This window comes from Herbiconiux dendrobii, from assembly GCF_052048175.1.
Taxonomy (GTDB): domain Bacteria; phylum Actinomycetota; class Actinomycetes; order Actinomycetales; family Microbacteriaceae; genus Herbiconiux.
On sequence record NZ_JBLZQV010000002.1, the window covers coordinates 211,349 to 227,695 of the forward strand.

Below are 16,347 nucleotides of genomic sequence, written 5' to 3' on the forward strand. Positions count from 1 at the left end.
CCGCTCCTCGTGTTCAGCTAACGACTAGCAGCTGGACTTGTAGACCGCGTCCGCACCGTCACCGTCGATGTTGTCCTTGGTGAGGATGGTGAAGCCGGTCTGGATCTCCGCCTCGGTGGAGTCGCCCTTCAGCGCGGCGATGGCCTGCTCGACGCCGTCCTGGCCGATGGTGGCGGGCTCCTGGGCGACGAGCGCCTGAACCGTGCCGGCCTTCAGCTGCTTGACCTGGGCGGGGCCCGCGTCGAAGCCGACGATGGTCACCGAGTCCTGCTTGCCGGCCTGCTGCACACCGGTGGCGGTGCCCTCGGCGGCGAACAGGTTGGCGGCGAAGATACCCACGATGTCGGGGTCCTTCTGCAGAGCGGCGGTGACGATCTCAGCCGCGGTGGCCGGCTCGTTGTGGCTGTACTGCACGCCCAGGTACTCGAACTTGCTGTCCGCCTCGGCCGCGTTCTGGAAGCCCTCGACGCGGGCGTCGGTGGTCGAGATGCCGGGGTCGACCGAGACCACGAGCACCTTGCCGCCGTCGGGGTGGGCATCCTGGATCGCCTTGAAGGCGGCCTCTCCGCCACCGACGTTGTCGGAGGCGATGGCCGAGACGGCGAACGACGGGTCCTCCACCGTGGTGTCGACGAGGACGACCTTGATTCCGGCGTCCGCCGCTGCCTTCAGGGGGGCCTGCATGGCGGTGACGTCGGTCGGGGCGATGAGCAGAGCATCCGGCTTGGAGGCGATGATCGAGTCGACGAGCGGCTTCTGCAGGGTGGGGTCGAACTTCTCCGGGCCCTGGGTGGTCACCGTGGCGCCGGCGTCCTTGGCCGCGGCCTCGATGCCGCACTGCATGGAGATGTAGAACTCGTCTCCGGCGACGCCCTGCACGAAGGCGATCTTGTAGCCGTCGCTGCTCGCGCCGTCGGTGCTCGTCGCCGAGCCGCCTCCGCTCGAGCAGCCGACGAGGGCGAATCCGGCGGTCGCAGCGATGGCGGCGACTCCCAGAACCTTCTTGTTCCACTTCATTGTGATACCTGTCCTTCTTGCGTATGTGCGTTGTGTGATCGGGGTAGGGATGCTGGTGGTGCTAGGTGTTCTTCCGTCTGAAGAAGTGACTCCAGAGGCTTGTGGAGGCTCCACGGGCCGCGGAGGCCCGGCGGAGCTGGTCGACGTACACCGCGGCGATCAGCACGGCGCCGACCGCGACCTGCTGCCAGAAGGGCTGCACGCCGGTGATGACGAAGCCGTTCTGCAGAACGGCCGGGATGAAGAGGCCGACGACGGTGCCGAAGATCGTGCCGTAGCCGCCGAACAGCGAGGTTCCGCCGATGACGACCGCCGCGATGACGTTCAGGTTGGTCTGCGACTGGCCCGCGATCGCGGTGGTGGAGAACTGCGACAGCGACAGGATGCCGGCGAGACCGGCGAGGGCGCCCGACATCGCGTACACCCGGATGAGGTGCCGGTCGACCTTCACGCCGACCCGGCGGGCGGCCTCCTCGCTCGAGCCCACCGCGTAGGTGTAGAGGCCGAACTTGGTCTTGTGCAGCACGAACGCGCCGATCAGGATGACGACGAGCGCGATCACCGAGATGATCGGGACGCTGCCCAGGATGTTGCCGTAGCCGATCGTGGTGGTGAGCACGGAGGGCACGTCGCGGATGTCGACACCGCCGGTGAGGATCTGGGCCAGACCGAGCGCCATGCCGAGCGAACCCAGGGTCACGATCAGGGGCGGCACCTTGGCCTTGGAGATCAGGATGCCGTTGAACGTTCCCCAGACCAGACCCGAGAGGATCGCGACCGCGAAGCCGACGAGCGCGGTTCCCCAGTCGTCGCCGCCCATGGCCCTCATCACCATCGCCGAGACGACGCCGGAGAACACCAGCACCGAGCCGACCGAGAGGTCGATGCCCGAGGTGATGATGATGAAGGTCATGCCGACGCCGAGCACACCGAGGATGGAGGCGTTCTGCACCACCAGCCGCAGGTTGGAGAACTGCGCGAAGGTGTCGGGCGCCAGGATGCTGAAGATGATCACGATGACGATCAGCACGAGGAAGATCTGGAAGGCCTGCGCCTTGAAGACCTTGGGAACGCGGCTCTTGCTCTCCCGGTCGACCGCCATGTTGATGGAGGTGGTCTCGGGGCCGGCCTCGGGACCGAACTCGGCCTTCTTGATGTCGGTGTCCCGGATGTCGTCGCTCATGCTGCACCCCTCGTGCTCGCGCCGGTCATCAGACCGACGAGTTCTTCCATGCTCGTGTCCTTCGTCTCGATCGACGCGGCGCGGTGGCCCAGGCGCAGAACCTGCACCCGATCGGAGACCTCGATCACGTGCGGCATCGAGTGGCTGATGAAGACGACGGCGATGCCCTTGTCGCGCACGCGCCGGATGGTCTCCAGCACGTTCTTGGTCTGCCGCACGCCGAGAGCCGCGGTGGGCTCGTCGAGGAAGACGACCTTGTTGGCCCAGTGCACGGCGCGGGCGATCGCGATCGCCTGGCGCTGACCGCCCGACATCGAGCCGACCGGCGAGGTGAGCGAGCGCACCGTGGCGCCCAGCTCGTCGAACGCCCGGCGCGACTCCTTGGCCATGGCCTTGGTGTTCATGGTTCCGAAGAAGCCGGCGATACCGGTGTTCATGATCTCGCGGCCGAGGTACACGTTCTGCACCGGGTCCAGGTGCGGGGCGAGGGCGAGGTCCTGGTGGACCGTCTCGATGCCGAGCGCGCTGGCCTGCTGCGGGTTGGTGAGCTGGATCGGCTGACCCTCGAACTTGATGGTGCCCTCGTCCACGGCGAGGTTGCCGGAGAGCGCCTTCACGAGGGTGGACTTGCCGGCGCCGTTGTCGCCGATCAGGGCGGTCACCTCGCCGGGGTAGACCTCGAAGTCCACGTCGTCGAGTGCTCGGACGTGTCCGAACGAGCGGGAGAGGCCTCGGGCCTCCAATACGGGGGTGCTCATGTCAGTTCACTCTCTTCCGGCCTGTGGGGGCCTGCGGGTGGTTCCGGATGCGGTCATCATCTGCTCCTGGTTCGTCGGGTTCGAAGGGGGGCGTCACACGATTCCCCCTTCGGCGAGGGTGCGGGGCCAGCCGACCCCGGGGGTGGCGACGAGCACACTGCCCGTGCCGCGCACCTCCCAGGGTCCGAACCCGGCGGGGACCGCGAAGACCTGGCCTGCGCGGTAGTCGATCTGCTCGGAGCCGGTGCCGGTTCCGTCGCCCGCGCCGGCCAGCACGCCTTCACCCTCGAGCACGAGGGCCACGGCGAAGCCGGCGCCCACGGCGACACCGGATGCCCCGGCCGCGGCCTCGGTCGACGCCGGAGCGGCGTGCAGCACGCGGAAGTACGGGTCGGCCGCCTCGGGGAGCGCACTCACCGCGCGGTCGTCGCGCGCCGCGAGGTCGATCCGGCTGATCAGCTTCTCGAGCTCGGCGGCGGGGAGCGCCTCGGCCGACACGGCCGGCATCACGGTCTCGAAGCCGAGGCCGAGGTGCGACTCCTCGCGGGTGGAGGTGGTCACCGACCACTCCAGCACGATCGAGAAGTCGGTCGGCTCCTGAACCTCGGCGAGGAAGATGCCCTCGTCGATGGCGTGCACCTGTCCCGCCGGAACGAGCACGCCCATGCCGCGCGACACCTCGATGCGGTTCATCCGCGAGAGCATCCATTCGGAGTCCTGCGCGTCGCGGCGGCGGTCGAGCTCGTCGCGGTCGACGTCTTCTTTCCAGCCGACGTGCACGGCCGAACCGGGCTCGGCGTCGAGGATGAACCAGGCCTCGGTCTTGCCGTACGGGCAGTCGAGGTGGCTGGCGGCGAAGGCGCGCGAGGGGTGCACGTGCACGGGGAGGCGCTGACGGGCATCCAGCAGCTTGACCAGGATGCCGGTGTCGCTCGCGCTCGCTGCGGAGGCGAAGTCGGGGCCCACCCACGCGGCGGGGTCGGCGACCACGAGGTCGCGCAGGATGTCGCCGGCCTCGGTGCGGGCCAGGCCGATGTCGCCCTGGTCGGCGCGCGAGACGGTGGCGGCGAGCCACTCCTCGGGCTGACGCTCGGAGGTCTGCTCGATGCCGCGCAGCGCCGCGATGCGGTCGCCGCCACGGTAGAAGTGGTCGATCAGATTGGGGGCCAGTGCGGCGGGGATCATGCGAGCTGTCCTTGCGTGGTGGAGACGGTGTCGGATGCGCGGGAGAGGCCGCCGGCACCGGGTGCGGCGGAGCCGGGTGCGGCGGAGTTGGGAGCGGCGATGCCGGGTGCGGCGGAGTTGGGAGCGGCGATGCCGGGTGCGGCGATCTCGCCCGAACCGCGCAGCAGCAGCGCGGTGGGCACGATCCACTCGCGGGGGTCGTTGCCCGGCTCCTCGCGGAGGGCGAGCAGGCGCTCGATGGCCGCGTTGCCGATCAGGAACGGGTCCTGGTCGATGCAGCTCACCCCGGGGCGCAGCACGTCGGCGAACGCGAAGTCGCCGAACGCGATCATCGCCGTGTCCTGGCGGTGGATGCGGTGCAGGGCCGTGGTGAGGCCGATCGCGGCCTTCGCGTTCGAAGCGAAGAAGGCGGTGGCGGGCCGGTCGAGGCCGAGCAGCCGCTGCGCCTCGCCGAGGTAGTCGAGGCTGCCGTCGACGGTCGAGGAGACGAGCTCGGAGTCGTAGGGCAGGCCCGCGTCGCGCAGCACGTCGAGGTAGCCGTCGAGGCGGCGGTGGATGGTGGAGAAGCGCTCGTCGCGGTCGAAGAAGGCGATGCGCTCGTGGCCGAGCTCGACGAGCTGCTGCACGGCCAGGGCGGTGGCCCCGCGGTCGTCGACGACGACGCAGTCGAAGCCGGCCCGCGAGCGGTCGACGGCCACCACGGGCGTGGTGGTGCGGTAGGGCTCGAGGTAGGGGTGCTCGTCGGCGACCGGGGCGAAGATCACTCCGGCGACCTGGTGGCCCGCCACGAGGCTGAGCAGCTGCTCGCGCTCCTGGTCGACGTCGAGGTTCGAGGAGGCCACCAGCACGCTGAGGCCCTCCGCGAGGGCGCGGGTCTCGATCGCACTGACCAGGGCGGCGAAGAACGGGTCGGCCAGCGAGTCGATGACGATGCCGATGGATCCGTTGGTGCCCGACTTGAGCGAGCGGGCGGCGGTGTTCGGAACGTAGCCGAGGGTCTGGATGGCCTGGATGACGCGAGCGCGGGTCTCCGGGTGCACGGCCTCTTCGGCGTTCACGACGCGCGAGACGGTCTTGATGCTGACGCCGGCGCGGGCAGCGACGTCTTTGATGCCGGGGCGGCGGTTGGGGTTCGTGCCGGCCATCTTCGCCACCTCCTTTGACAGCGTTGTCATCCTTGGGTGAGGCCGGAATCCCGAACCTCTTCGTTCTCGTGTCGCCTATACTGAACCCGCGACGACAACGTTGTCAAGTCGTTGCGATGTCTCGATTCGATAACCCTCGGGAGCAGCATGATCATCGTGGTCGCCGGAGCCGCCGGAAGCGGCAAGAGCACGCTCAGCCTCGAGCTCGCGCGGGCCGTCGATGCGGCACTGCTCGATCTCGACACTCTGACCAACCCCTTGCTCGAGGGCCTCGGCGACGCGCTCGCCGAGGGCGCGCACTGGAACGATCCGGCCCTGCGGCCGATCGTGCGGCCGGCCCGCTACGCGGTCTTGCGGGCCGCGCTGGCCGACCAGGTGAGCGCCGGCCGCCCGGTGGTGCTGGTCGCTCCGTTCACCGCCGAGCTGCAGGGCGGCGAGGAGTGGCGACTGCTCGTCGAGGCCGCAGGCGAGGCCCCGCACGTCGTCTGGCTGCGCGCATCCGCCGCCCTCCTGGCCGAGCGCCGACTCCGGCGCGGCGCCGACCGCGATGTGCACGTGGTCGACCCTCCCGCTTCAGCGGTGCCGGCGGTGCCCCATCTCGAGGTGGACGCCTCGCAGTCCACTCCGCAGCAGGTCGCCTCGGTGCGCCGGCGCTTGGGCGGGGGCCGCGAACTGCCGGCCGACTCCCCCGTCTTCGGCCGCACCTTCGACGCCGCGCTGTTCGACCTCGACGGAACCCTGATCGACTCGACGCCCTCGGTGATCCGGTCCTGGGCCCGGATGGCGCGGGAGTACGGCCTCGAGGGCGACCCGCTGGCGGGCGGCCACGGACGGCCCGCCGCGCAGGTGATCGCCTCGCTCTTCCCCGAGCACCGGGCCGCCGAAGCGCTGGCCCGGGTCACCGCCTTGGAGGTCGCCGATCTCGACGACGTGATCGCGCTCGACGGCGCGGCGGCACTGCTCGACTCCCTCCCCGACTCGGAGCGCGCCATCGTCACCAGCGGCACGCACGTGATCGCGACGAGCCGCCTCGCTGCCGCGGGGCTCACCGAGCCGGCCGTGCTGGTGACGTTCGACGACGTCACGCACGGCAAGCCGCATCCGGAGCCCTTCCTGCTCGCTGCCGAGCGCCTCGGCGTCGACCCGGCGCGCTGCGTGGTCTTCGAAGACGCCCCCGCGGGCCTCGCCGCCGCCAAGGCGGCCGGCTGCGCCACCGTCGCGATCGCCGGCACGCACGCCTCCCACGAGCTCGACGCCGACCTCACGGTCGACGGCCTCTTCCAGCTCCGTGTCGAGCCCGCCCCCGGCGGCGGCTTCCGGCTCGTGCCGACGGCGCGCGCGTGACAAGGCCTGCAGCACTCAGTCAGTTCAGTCGGTCGTTCCTCAGCGCGGCTGCCAGGGTCGCCTCCGATGGAAGCGCGGCTCGGACTCCGGGCGGGAGCGTGTCGTAGCTGGCCACCCCGATCGGCGTCTGCTGAGCCCCGAGCGAGTAGCGGACGACGGCGTCGTTCTTGTTCGTCACCAGGAGCAGGCCCACGGTCTCCGCGTGTTGCGGGCGGCGAAGCCTGTCGTCGACGAGAGCGACGTAGAAGCCGAGCTGGCCGAGGTGTTCGGGCTTGAACTTCCCTGTCTTGAGCTCGATCACGATGTACCGGAGCTGATCGACATGGAAGAACAGCAGGTCGACGAAGAACTCCTCGCCGTCGACGTCGAAGCGCACCTGCTTGCCGACGAAAGCGAAGCCCTCGCCGAGTTCACGGAGCGTGTCGATGATCCGATCCACGAGAGCCTGCTCGAGCTCGCGCTCCTGCACCCCGGCGTCGAGGGCGAGGAAGTCCAGGACGTACGGATCCTTGAGGATCTGCCGGGCGAGACCAGATCCGGCCCGGTCCAGGACCCGGTCGAAGTTCGACGGGGCCGCCTCGGATCGCGAGCGTGCGTTCGTCTTGATGTGGTGCTCGAGGACGCCCCGGGACCACCCGTACAGCCGTGCTTGATCGCAATACCAGACACGCGATGGTTGGTCGCTGAGGCGATCCAGCAAGACGGTCACGTGACCCCACGGCAATTGCGCAACAGTCTGTTGCGCAATTGCGAGGTCCGGCCACGCCGCCGCAAAGGTTCGCATGTAGGTGAGGTTCCTCGGCGAGAACCCCCTCATCTCCGGGAATGCCGCGCGGAGGTCGTTCGCCAGCCGCGCGACGACCTTCGAACCCCACCCCTCGGATGTCTGCCGCTCCGCGATCGTGGACCCGATTCGCCAGTACAGCGTGACGAGCTCGGTGTTCGCACGCCTCTGAGCGGTGAAGCGCGCGGCGAGCACCTGCTCCTTGAGTGCCACGAGAGTCGCTTCGTACGATTGCGGTGCAGGCGCGTTGTCGGTTGGCACGCCCCAGTGTCCCTTGCCGGACGCGCCGCCTCGGGGTTATCCACAGCCCCCATCGGTGCTACTAGTCGGCAGCCAGGGACTCCAGGGTGGCTCGGGCGCCGTCCGCGGCGAGGCGGGCGCGGGCCTCGATGAAGGCGGTGCGGAGGCGGGCGTCGGCGCCGAGGTCGCCGAAGACGGGGGCGTAGTCGAGGAACGAGCCCGGAGCATCCGCTTCACCGGCGACGGCCGCGCGCAGCTCGTCGAGGCGCTTGTCGACCGGATGCAGCGCACCGCCGTCATCGGCGACACCCTCGAGGAAGCGGCTCCAGGCCGCGAGCACGAGCACCGAGCGCTCGATCTCGCCGCCCGTGCGCAGCTGCTCGCGCAGCACGGGGAGCAGGAACTTCGGGATGCGCTCCGAGCCGTCGACGATCTGGCGCATCAGCGTGTCCTTGATGGCCTCGCTGCCGAAGCGGCGCATCAGCTCGGCGCTGTACTCGTCGAGGTCGACACCCGGGACGGGGGCGAGCGTCGGCCGCGCCTCCTCGGTCATGTAGCCGAGCAGGAAGTCCGCGAACAGCCGGTCGCGGCAGACCTCGTGCACGTACTCCGCGCCGGAGAGCAGACCCAGGTAGCTCATCGCCTGGTGCGAGGCGTTCAGCAGGCGCAGCTTCATCAGCTCGTAGGGCTCGACGTCGGCGACCAGCTGCACGCCCACCTCCTCGAAAGCAGGGCGGCCGGCCGTGAAGTCGTCCTCCAGCACCCACTGCACGAACGACTCCGAGAGCACCGGCCAGCGGTCGTCGACGCCGAACTCGCGCGACACCCGCTCCCGCGACTCGTCGGTGGTGACCGGCGTGATGCGGTCGACCATCGAGTTCGGAAAACTGACCGAGGCCTCGATCCACTCCGCCAGCGCGGGGTCGATGCGGCCCGCGAAAGCCAGCACCGCGGCGCGCGCCACGTGGCCGTTGCCCTGGATGTTGTCGCACGACATCACCGTGAACGGCACCTGACCGGCGTCGCGGCGCTCGCGCAGACCGACGGTCACGAAGCCGAGAGCGCTCGAGGGAGCCGCACCGGCGGGCAGGCCCTCGAGGTCGGCGAGCGTGGCCGGGTCACGCGGTTCGAAGGCGCCCGTGGCGTCGTTGATGCCGTAACCGCCCTCGGTGATGGTGAGCGAGACGATGCGGGTGGCGGGATCGCGCAGGGCGGCGAGCACGGCATCCGGATGCCCCGGAGCGAAGAGGTAGTCGACGATCGAGCCGATCACCCGGGCCTCGACCTCGCCGTCGGGGGCGGTGGTGACCAGGGTGTAGAGCCCGTCCTGCGCGCCGAGGGCGTCGCGCATGGCGGCGTCGCCGTCGAGGGTGCCGACACCCGCGATGCCCCAGTCGGAGGCGCCGGCCGCGAGCAGCCGGTCGACGAACATGGCCTCGTGCGAGCGGTGGAACGCACCCACCCCGAAGTGCACGATGCCGGGGCGCACGGCCGAGCGGTCGTAGGCGGGGACGGCCACGGCGGGGGCGAGTTCGCCGAGGGTGCCGGCGTTCAGTTCAGTCATCGGTTCGGGTCTCCAGGTCTCACAGCACCGTGGTGAGGTGCATCAGCAGGTCGGCGTTCGTGCGGGCGGTCTCGACGATCTCGGCGTTCTTCTCGTCGACCTCGCGCACCCAGTCGGCGGAGTCGCCGGCCGAATGACCGTAGGAGACGCGGCGGCGCACGAGACGTTCGTGGCGCACATCCGGCGCCACGTCGATGAACCACGACTCGTGCAGGTGCTCGCGCACCCGGTGCCAGCCGTGGTCGTCGTTCAGCAGGTAGTTGCCCTCGGTGATCACGAGGGGAACGGATGCGGGCACGGGCACCGCGCTGCCGATCGACTCCTCGAGAGCGCGATCGAAGATCGGGGCGTAGATGGGCGGAGCATCCGTAGCCGTCGGGCTCGCGAGCCGGCCGAGGAGGGCCACGTAGCCGTCGACGTCGAAGGTGTCGGGGGCGCCTTTGCGGCCGCGGCGGCCCAGGCGCTCGAGCTCTTGGTTGGCGAAGTGGAAGCCGTCCTGCCCCACCAGCACGGCATCCGGGCCCAGCTCGGCGATCAGGGCGGAGGAGAGCGTCGACTTGCCGGCGCCGGGCGTGCCGGCGATGCCGAGGATGCGGCGCTCGCCCGTGGCGATGAGGGCGCGGCAGCGGGCGAGGAGTTCGTCGAGCGTGACCGGGCGGGCCTCGACGGGGGCGGGTGCGGTGGGTGAGGCGGGTGCGGCGGCAGCCGGGGCGGCAGCCGGGGCGGCGGGGGCGGGTGCGGCTGTCGTGTCGTCGCTCACTCGGTCCTCCTGGTCGTCGTCGACGGGCGCAGGGAGTCGTCGGCCGACGCTCCGCCGGGCCTACGGTACGCATCGCGGGGGCGGACTGTCAACCTCGATGACACCGGTGTCACCAAATTCCATGACACGGGTGTCATCCGCGCGATTCCGTGGCTATGATGGTGCCCGCCCGGCAGAGCCCGGGCCACACCCTCACTCGATCGGAACAACCATGACTGACTTCACCGGCCGCACCGTCCTCGTCACCGGGGCCAGCGGCGGAATCGGCGGCGCGACGGTGCGCCACCTCGTGGCCGCGAACGCCACCGTGCTGGCCGCGGGCCGCAACGTCGAGCAGCTCGAGGCCATCGCGGCCGAGACCGGCGCCACGCCCCTGCCCTTCGACCTCACCGAGGAGGAGAGCATCCGCGAGGCCATCGAGGGCCGCGACATCTGGGGCGTCGTGAACTCGGGCGGCTGGGGCGGCGAGATCGCCAGCCCGCAGGAGACCGACATCGACGTGTTCGACAAGGTGATGCGCATCAACGCCCGTGGCTCGCTGCTGGTCACCAAGTACGCCTCGCGCGAGATGATCCGCCAGGGCAACGGCGGCGCCATCGTGAACGTCTCCAGCCAGGCCTCGCTCGTGGCCCTCGGCGGCCACATCTCCTACGGCTCGTCCAAGGCGGCGCTCGACAACATCACCCGCGTCTCGGCGCTCGAGCTCGGCGGCTTCGGCATCCGCGTGAACGCCGTGAACCCCACCGTCGTGATGACGCCGATGTCGGCCTGGTACTGGGGCCGCCCCGAGATCGAGGGGCCCTTCCTCGAGGCCATGCCGCTCGGCAAATGGGCCACCGAAGACGACATCGCGGGCCCGATCGTGTTCCTGCTGAGCGACGCCGCCGGCATGATCTCGGGCGTCTCGCTCCCCATCGACGGCGGCTACACCGCCCGCTGACCACGGGGCACGGATGCTCGCCCCGCCTCGTGCGGGCGGGCATCCGGCCGCCCGGAGTCGCGCCGCATCTTCATCCACCGCCCGAGGAGGGCCCATGGCCACCATGCGCGAGGTCGCGGCGCACGCCGGCGTGAGCCCGAAGACGGTGTCGCGCGTGCTGAACGACGACCCGCACGTGCTGCCGGCCACCCGGGCGCACGTCGAGCGATCGATGCGCGAGCTCGACTACGTTCCGAACGCGATGGCCACCACGTTCCGTTCGGGGCGGTCGCCGGTGGTGGGGGTCGCGGTGCCCGACCTCGTCGACCCCTTCTTCGCCGCGATCGTGAACGCGGTGGAGGAGCGGGCGCTGGCCGAAGACCTCTCCACCCTGGTGACGAGCCTCGGCCACGACCCCGCCCGTGAGCAGCCGGTGCTCGAGTCGATGCTGCGGCGCCAGCTCAGCGGACTCGTCGTGGCGCCCACCACGAACGACCACGCCTACCTCGAGGCCTGGGCCGCGCGCATCCCGATCGCCTTCGTCGACCGCGCGCCCGGGAACCTCACCGCCGACGCGTTCACCCAGGACGACCGCGGCGGCGCCCGCGAGGCCACCGCGCACCTGATCGGGCACGGACACCGGCGGATCGGGTTCCTCGGCGACGCGCTCTCCGCCCCCACCATCGCCGAGCGCCTCGAGGGCTACCGCGAGGCGCTGGCCGCGGCGGGGCTGCCGTACGACCCGGCGCTGGTGGCGCTCGGCGCGGCCACGCGACCGGGTGCGGCCTCGGCACTCGCCCGCCTGCGCGCGCCGGCGGCAGGATCGGAAGCACTCGCGGATGCGAGACCAGGTGACGGACCGGGAGCAGGTGCCACCGCCGTGTTCTCCTCGGATGCTCGCTGCACGATGGCCGTGGCGCCCGCCGTCACGGCGCATCCGATCGCCCTGACGGCCTTCGGCGACTTCCCGCTCGCCGACACCCTCACGCCCTCGATCACGGTGATGGCCCAGGATCCGGCAGCCCTCGGCCGCCTGGCCGCGGCCCGCCTCTTCGAGCGCGCCGCGCATCCGCACCGCCGCCTCCCCCGCCGCACGGTGCTCCCGGTCACCCTCGTCGAGCGCGACTCCTGCCGCATCCCCGCCCCGCACCCCGCCTGACCCCCACAGCCGACCGCCGCACTCGCGGCATCCGCTGCAGTCGCCGCACCCCGCGGCACCCGCGGCACCCTCCCCGTCCCACGCGCCCACTCCCATCGAGCGCCATTGCACGGAACGGATGGAGAAAACGCGTTTCCGCAGCCAACGACGGAGTCTCAGCCCGTATCGCGGCGCCGACCCCGTCGTTGCGCACGGGCAGGCGGCAGGCTGCACCCCCCACCCTCACGTGCCGACGCGCGATGACGCCCGCGGCGAATGAATGGAGGAACCTCGCATCTGAGCGCAACGACGGAGTCTCAGCCCGTATCGCGGCGCCGACCCCGTCGTTGCGCACGGGCAGGCGGCAGGCTGCACCCCCCACCCCCACGTGCCGACGCGCGATGACGCCCGCGCCGAATGGATGGAGGAACCTCGCATCTGAGCGCAACGACGGAGTCTCAGCCCGTATCGCGGCGCAGACTCCGTCGTTGCGCACGGGCAGGCGGCAGGCTGCACCCCCCACCCTCACGTGCCGACGCGCGATGACGCCCGCGCCGAATGGATGGAGGAACCTCGCGTCTGAGCGCAACGACGGAGTCTCAGCCCGTATCGCGGCGCGAACTCCGTCGTTGCGCACGGGCAGGCGGCAGGCCGCACCCCCCACCCCCCCCCACGTGCCGACGTCCGAGGACGCCCGTGGCCAACGGATGGAGGGACCTCGCGTCTGAGCGCAACGACGGAGGATGCGCCGGTCCGAAGGCAACGACGGAGCCTCAGCCCGGAGGTGGGCCGAGACTCCGTCGGTGGTGCCGGGCGGGGGTGGTGCCGGACGCCGGGCGTGCGTACGGGCGTGGGCTACAGGGTGACCGCGCGGGCCTCCGCGTGGGAGACCGCGGCCGCGCGGTAGATCGCGTGGGTGAGCGCCGCCTCCTCGGGGCGGGCCGCACCGAAGCGGTCGCCGAGCGAGCCGTGGCGCTCGGCCAGGAACGCCGCCCACATCTGCAGGATCGAGTCGGAGAAGCCCGACTCGAAGATGCCGCCGGTGACCGTCGGCCACACCGACTGGCTGCCCACGTCGATCTGCTGCCAGACCTGCTCGCGGGAGCCCCCGGGCACATCCACCACCGAGAACACCTGCACCGACTTCGGGTTCTTCGTGCTGAAGCGCACCCCGCCGTCGAGCCCGATGGCCTCGAACTCCCAGGTGTTCTTCTGCCCGGGATCGATGCGCTTCGTCTCGGTCGTGAGCGGGAAGCGCACCCCCTCGTGCCGCGACCAGCTGTGCAGGGTCGCGTTGTCCCAGGTGTCGCACGGCACCGGCGTGCCATCCGGCCCCGGCCGCGTCGGAACGATGTCCTGCAGCACCGCGTACACCGACTCCGGCGCCCAGCCGAGCCGCAGCGGCACGTGCCAGGTGTGCATGCCGAGGTCGTTCATCACGCCGGCCTCGCCGCAGAACTGCGTCTGCCGCTTCCAGTTGATCGGCTTGGTCACGTCGAGGTCGCTGGAGTGCAGGAAGCTGTTGCGCGCCGAGATGATGGTGCCGAGCGCGCCGGAGCGAACGTAGTCGATCGCCAGCTGCGCCCCCGGGAAGAACGGCATCTCACTCGAGCAGCGCACGAAGCTCTCCGGATGCTCCGCCATCACCGCGAGCACGGCCTGCGCCGCCGCCCCGTCGATACCGAAGGGCTTCTCGGCCAGCAGGCTCTTGCCGCTCGCGATCACGTCGCTGTAGATCTTCTCGTGCAGGTCGTGCCGCACGGCCACGTACACCACGTCGATGCTGTCGTCGGCGAGGATGTCGGCGTAGTCGGTGGTCTTGGTGACCACGGTGTCGATCTCGTCGAACCACTCCAGCGCCGCCGGGTTGATGTCGCACACGGCGGTCAGCCGCGGGCGCACGGGATGGTCGATCAGCGCGGGCCAGCGCTGGATGGCGGCCGCGATCTCGCGCCCCATCAGGCCGCCGCCGACGATGGCCACGTTCACGCGCTGGGCGGTCATGCGGTCACCTCGCCCGAGGCGGTGCGGGCGGCGGAGCCGGTTCCGGATGCGGCGCGCGCGGCATCCGACTCGGCCAGGATGGCGAGCCCCTGCTCCACGTCCGCTCCGTCGTGCAGCACGGCGAGCAGTGCCGCCGTGATGCCGGCCGGGTTCTCGTGCTGCACGATGTTGCGCCCGTACACGATGCCCTGGGCACCGGCCTCGAGAACGGCCACCGTGCGCTCGAGGAGCGTGCGGTCATCCACTCGCCCGCCGCCGCGCACGAGCACCGGGATGTCGCCGGCGACCTCGATCACGCGGCCGTACTGGCTGATGTCGTCGCTCGGGTCGGCCTTGATCAGATCGGCGCCGAGCTCGACGCCCTGGCGCACCAGGGTGACGATCTTCTCGATGTCGCCGTCGACCATGTAGCCGCCGGCCTTCGAGTTGTCCTGCATCACGAGCGGCTCCACCATCAGGGGCATGCCGTAGCGGGTGGCCTCGCGGCGCAGCGCCATGATCGAGTCGATGTTCTTCTCGCGCACCTCCGGGTGCCCGGGCAGCTCCATCAGGTTCACGCAGACGGCCACGGCATCCAGCCGCACGGCCTCTTCGATGGCGTTCGGAACGTGCTTGCTGTAGAGCACCGAGTCGAGCGGGTTGCCGTAGACGTTCGCGATGTCGGTGCGCAGCACCAGGCCCGGCTTGTTCTTGCCCGGGTAGCTCTGCAGGCGGCGCGCCTGGCCGATGGTGAGCTGCACGGCGTCGGGGCCGGCGTCGACCAGGGTGCGCACCACGGCATCCATGTTCTCGATGCCGGTGATGAACGAGCGCTCGCCGAAGAAGCCGTGGTCGACCGCGACGTCGAGGGCGCGGCCCGAGCGCGGATTGAAGAGGCGGTTGAGGCGATACAGCGTCATTGCGGTGCTCCTGATCGTGAGGGAGGTCGTGGGGTTCATCGAGCGGGGCTTTCGCACAGCCCCTCGATGTGTCAGAGTAGTGCCGTGAGACAACGTTGTCTAGCCGGAATGTCCGGCCCCGTCTTCCATCCCATCTCGACGCTGAGAGGAGCGCTGTGAGTTCTATCGTTGTGGCCGGCCACATCTGCCTCGACCTCACCCCGGAGCTCGGCGCGAGCGCGCGACTCGATCCGGGCCGCCTGATCGACGTCGGCGCCCTGCGCATGGGCCTCGGCGGCTGCGTGGCCAACACGGGACTCGCGCTCGCCGACCTCGGGGCCGAGGTCTCGCTGCACTCCACCGTGGGCGACGACGAACTCGGCCGCCTCGTCGCCGACACCATCGCCCGCCGCCCCGGCCTGCACGCCGACCTGCAGGTGGTGACCACGCACGCCACCTCGTACAGCCTCGTGCTCGAGCCCGCGGGGCACGACCGCACCTTCTGGCACCACACCGGGGCGAACGCGGTGTTCACCGGGTCGGAGCTCGATGTCGGGCAGGCCCGCCTGCTGCACCTCGGCTATCCCCCGCTCTTGCCGGCGTTGCTGACGGATGGCGGCGCGCCGCTCGAGGCCGTGCTCCGCCGCGCCCGGTCGCGGGGAGCCACCACCTCGCTCGACCTCGCGGTCGTCGACCCGGCGTCGTCGGTGGGGGCGGTCGACTGGGCCGGCATCCTGAAGCGGGCGGTAGCGGTGACGGATGTGCTGACACCGAGCCTGGACGACCTCACCTCGGCACTCGGGCCGGCCCTCGGCATCCCCTCGCAACCGCCGGCCGTGGCGGCGGCCGCGTACGCCGAGCTGCTGCTCGACTGGGGCGCCGCGGTCGTGGCGATCTCGGCGGGCGCCGACGGACTGCTGCTGCGCACGGCGGATGCGGCGCGGCTCACGCGCGGCGGGGCTCTGCTGGCGCCGCTCGCCGCACGGTGGGCGGACGTGTCGCTGCGGGTGCGGCCGATCACGGTCGACCGCGTCGTCACCACGAACGGGGCCGGCGACGCCTCGACGGCGGGCCTGCTCTTCGCGCTCAACCGGGGGGCGTCGCCCACGCTCGCGGCGCACCTCGCGACCGCCACGGCCGCCGCGATCATCGCCGGCGCCCGCCCCACGCCCGAGGTCGTGACGGCGCTGCTGCCCGCCGCCCGTGCGCTCTTCGACGCCGACTCGTCTCCCGCCTCGGACTCTCCCCGCACCACGAGCTCGCCATCCACGGCGAGCTCGCCAGCCGAAACGAGCTCGCCGGCCGAAACGACGGCGGTGCCGGCCGTTGCCGCGCGCGCCGGAGCCGCTCCGGTCGAAGTCGTGCCCGCGGGAGCCGCGCCGGCCGGAGGCGCGCCCGCGGGAGCTGCGCACCCGCCAGAATGAATGC

The 16,347-nt window shown here is 71.0% G+C and carries 14 protein-coding genes; 4 read left to right on the forward strand and 10 right to left on the reverse strand.

Going from position 1 to position 16,347, the window contains the following annotated elements; all coding sequences use genetic code 11:
- Window positions 1–24: 24 nt before the first annotated feature.
- The 5 genes from ACN4JJ_RS05990 to ACN4JJ_RS06010 form a co-directional block, all read right to left on the reverse strand.
- Complete coding sequence (locus ACN4JJ_RS05990; protein WP_440709004.1) at window positions 25–1,017, reverse strand: ABC transporter substrate-binding protein; 993 nt, start codon at window positions 1,015–1,017, stop codon at window positions 25–27.
- Between the two features lie 61 nt (window positions 1,018–1,078).
- On the reverse strand, window positions 1,079–2,200 hold the full coding sequence (locus ACN4JJ_RS05995; protein ID WP_440709005.1) for an ABC transporter permease: 1,122 nt from the start codon (window positions 2,198–2,200) through the stop codon (window positions 1,079–1,081).
- On the reverse strand, window positions 2,197–2,958 hold the full coding sequence (locus ACN4JJ_RS06000; protein ID WP_440709006.1) for an ATP-binding cassette domain-containing protein: 762 nt from the start codon (window positions 2,956–2,958) through the stop codon (window positions 2,197–2,199). Before ACN4JJ_RS06000 ends, ACN4JJ_RS05995 begins: the two co-directional genes overlap by 4 nt.
- Before the next feature lie 93 nt (window positions 2,959–3,051).
- Window positions 3,052–4,143: a class I mannose-6-phosphate isomerase gene (locus ACN4JJ_RS06005; protein WP_440709007.1), complete on the reverse strand. Its 1,092-nt coding sequence runs from the start codon at window positions 4,141–4,143 to the stop codon at window positions 3,052–3,054.
- The gene (locus ACN4JJ_RS06010) at window positions 4,140–5,288 is read right to left on the reverse strand and encodes a LacI family DNA-binding transcriptional regulator (RefSeq protein WP_440709008.1); all 1,149 of its coding nucleotides are present in this window, start codon (window positions 5,286–5,288) and stop codon (window positions 4,140–4,142) included. The genes ACN4JJ_RS06005 and ACN4JJ_RS06010 overlap by 4 nt, the downstream gene beginning before the upstream one ends.
- A gap of 147 nt (window positions 5,289–5,435) precedes the next feature.
- Here ACN4JJ_RS06010 and ACN4JJ_RS06015 point away from each other — a divergent pair, with 147 nt between their 5' ends.
- A complete protein-coding gene (locus tag ACN4JJ_RS06015) occupies window positions 5,436–6,632 on the forward strand; it encodes an HAD-IA family hydrolase (RefSeq protein ID WP_440709009.1) in 1,197 nt (398 codons plus the stop codon).
- A 19-nt stretch (window positions 6,633–6,651) separates the two neighbouring features.
- Here the strand turns inward: ACN4JJ_RS06015 and ACN4JJ_RS06020 are convergent, their stop codons facing one another.
- The 3 genes from ACN4JJ_RS06020 to ACN4JJ_RS06030 form a co-directional block, all read right to left on the reverse strand.
- Window positions 6,652–7,629, reverse strand: a complete 978-nt coding sequence (locus ACN4JJ_RS06020) for a PDDEXK nuclease domain-containing protein (RefSeq protein ID WP_440709010.1) — start codon at window positions 7,627–7,629, stop codon at window positions 6,652–6,654.
- Window positions 7,630–7,738: 109 nt separating this feature from the next.
- Window positions 7,739–9,220 (reverse strand): mannitol dehydrogenase family protein, encoded by a 1,482-nt coding sequence (locus tag ACN4JJ_RS06025; protein WP_440709011.1) that lies wholly within the window; start codon window positions 9,218–9,220, stop codon window positions 7,739–7,741.
- 19 nt (window positions 9,221–9,239) lie between these two features.
- On the reverse strand, window positions 9,240–9,980 hold the full coding sequence (locus ACN4JJ_RS06030; protein WP_440709012.1) for a nucleoside/nucleotide kinase family protein: 741 nt from the start codon (window positions 9,978–9,980) through the stop codon (window positions 9,240–9,242).
- Between the two features lie 211 nt (window positions 9,981–10,191).
- Here ACN4JJ_RS06030 and ACN4JJ_RS06035 point away from each other — a divergent pair, with 211 nt between their 5' ends.
- Together ACN4JJ_RS06035 and ACN4JJ_RS06040 are read left to right on the forward strand one after the other, a co-directional pair.
- Window positions 10,192–10,920, forward strand: coding sequence for an SDR family oxidoreductase (locus ACN4JJ_RS06035; protein ID WP_440709013.1), 729 nt, complete (start codon window positions 10,192–10,194; stop codon window positions 10,918–10,920).
- A 94-nt stretch (window positions 10,921–11,014) separates the two neighbouring features.
- Window positions 11,015–12,058 carry a LacI family DNA-binding transcriptional regulator gene (locus tag ACN4JJ_RS06040; RefSeq protein WP_440709014.1) on the forward strand — a complete coding sequence of 348 codons (1,044 nt, stop codon included), beginning with the start codon at window positions 11,015–11,017 and terminating at the stop codon, window positions 12,056–12,058.
- A gap of 834 nt (window positions 12,059–12,892) precedes the next feature.
- On the opposite strand, the gene ACN4JJ_RS06045 is transcribed toward ACN4JJ_RS06040, so the two are convergent.
- Both ACN4JJ_RS06045 and ACN4JJ_RS06050 read right to left on the reverse strand, forming a co-directional pair.
- The gene (locus ACN4JJ_RS06045) at window positions 12,893–14,041 is read right to left on the reverse strand and encodes a Gfo/Idh/MocA family protein (protein ID WP_440709015.1); all 1,149 of its coding nucleotides are present in this window, start codon (window positions 14,039–14,041) and stop codon (window positions 12,893–12,895) included.
- Window positions 14,038–14,940 (reverse strand): class I fructose-bisphosphate aldolase, encoded by a 903-nt coding sequence (locus tag ACN4JJ_RS06050; RefSeq protein WP_440709016.1) that lies wholly within the window; start codon window positions 14,938–14,940, stop codon window positions 14,038–14,040. Before ACN4JJ_RS06050 ends, ACN4JJ_RS06045 begins: the two co-directional genes overlap by 4 nt.
- 155 nt (window positions 14,941–15,095) lie before the next feature.
- Here ACN4JJ_RS06050 and ACN4JJ_RS06055 point away from each other — a divergent pair, with 155 nt between their 5' ends.
- Window positions 15,096–16,343 (forward strand): carbohydrate kinase family protein, encoded by a 1,248-nt coding sequence (locus ACN4JJ_RS06055; protein ID WP_440709017.1) that lies wholly within the window; start codon window positions 15,096–15,098, stop codon window positions 16,341–16,343.
- The last annotated feature ends 4 nt before the right edge of the window (window positions 16,344–16,347 follow it).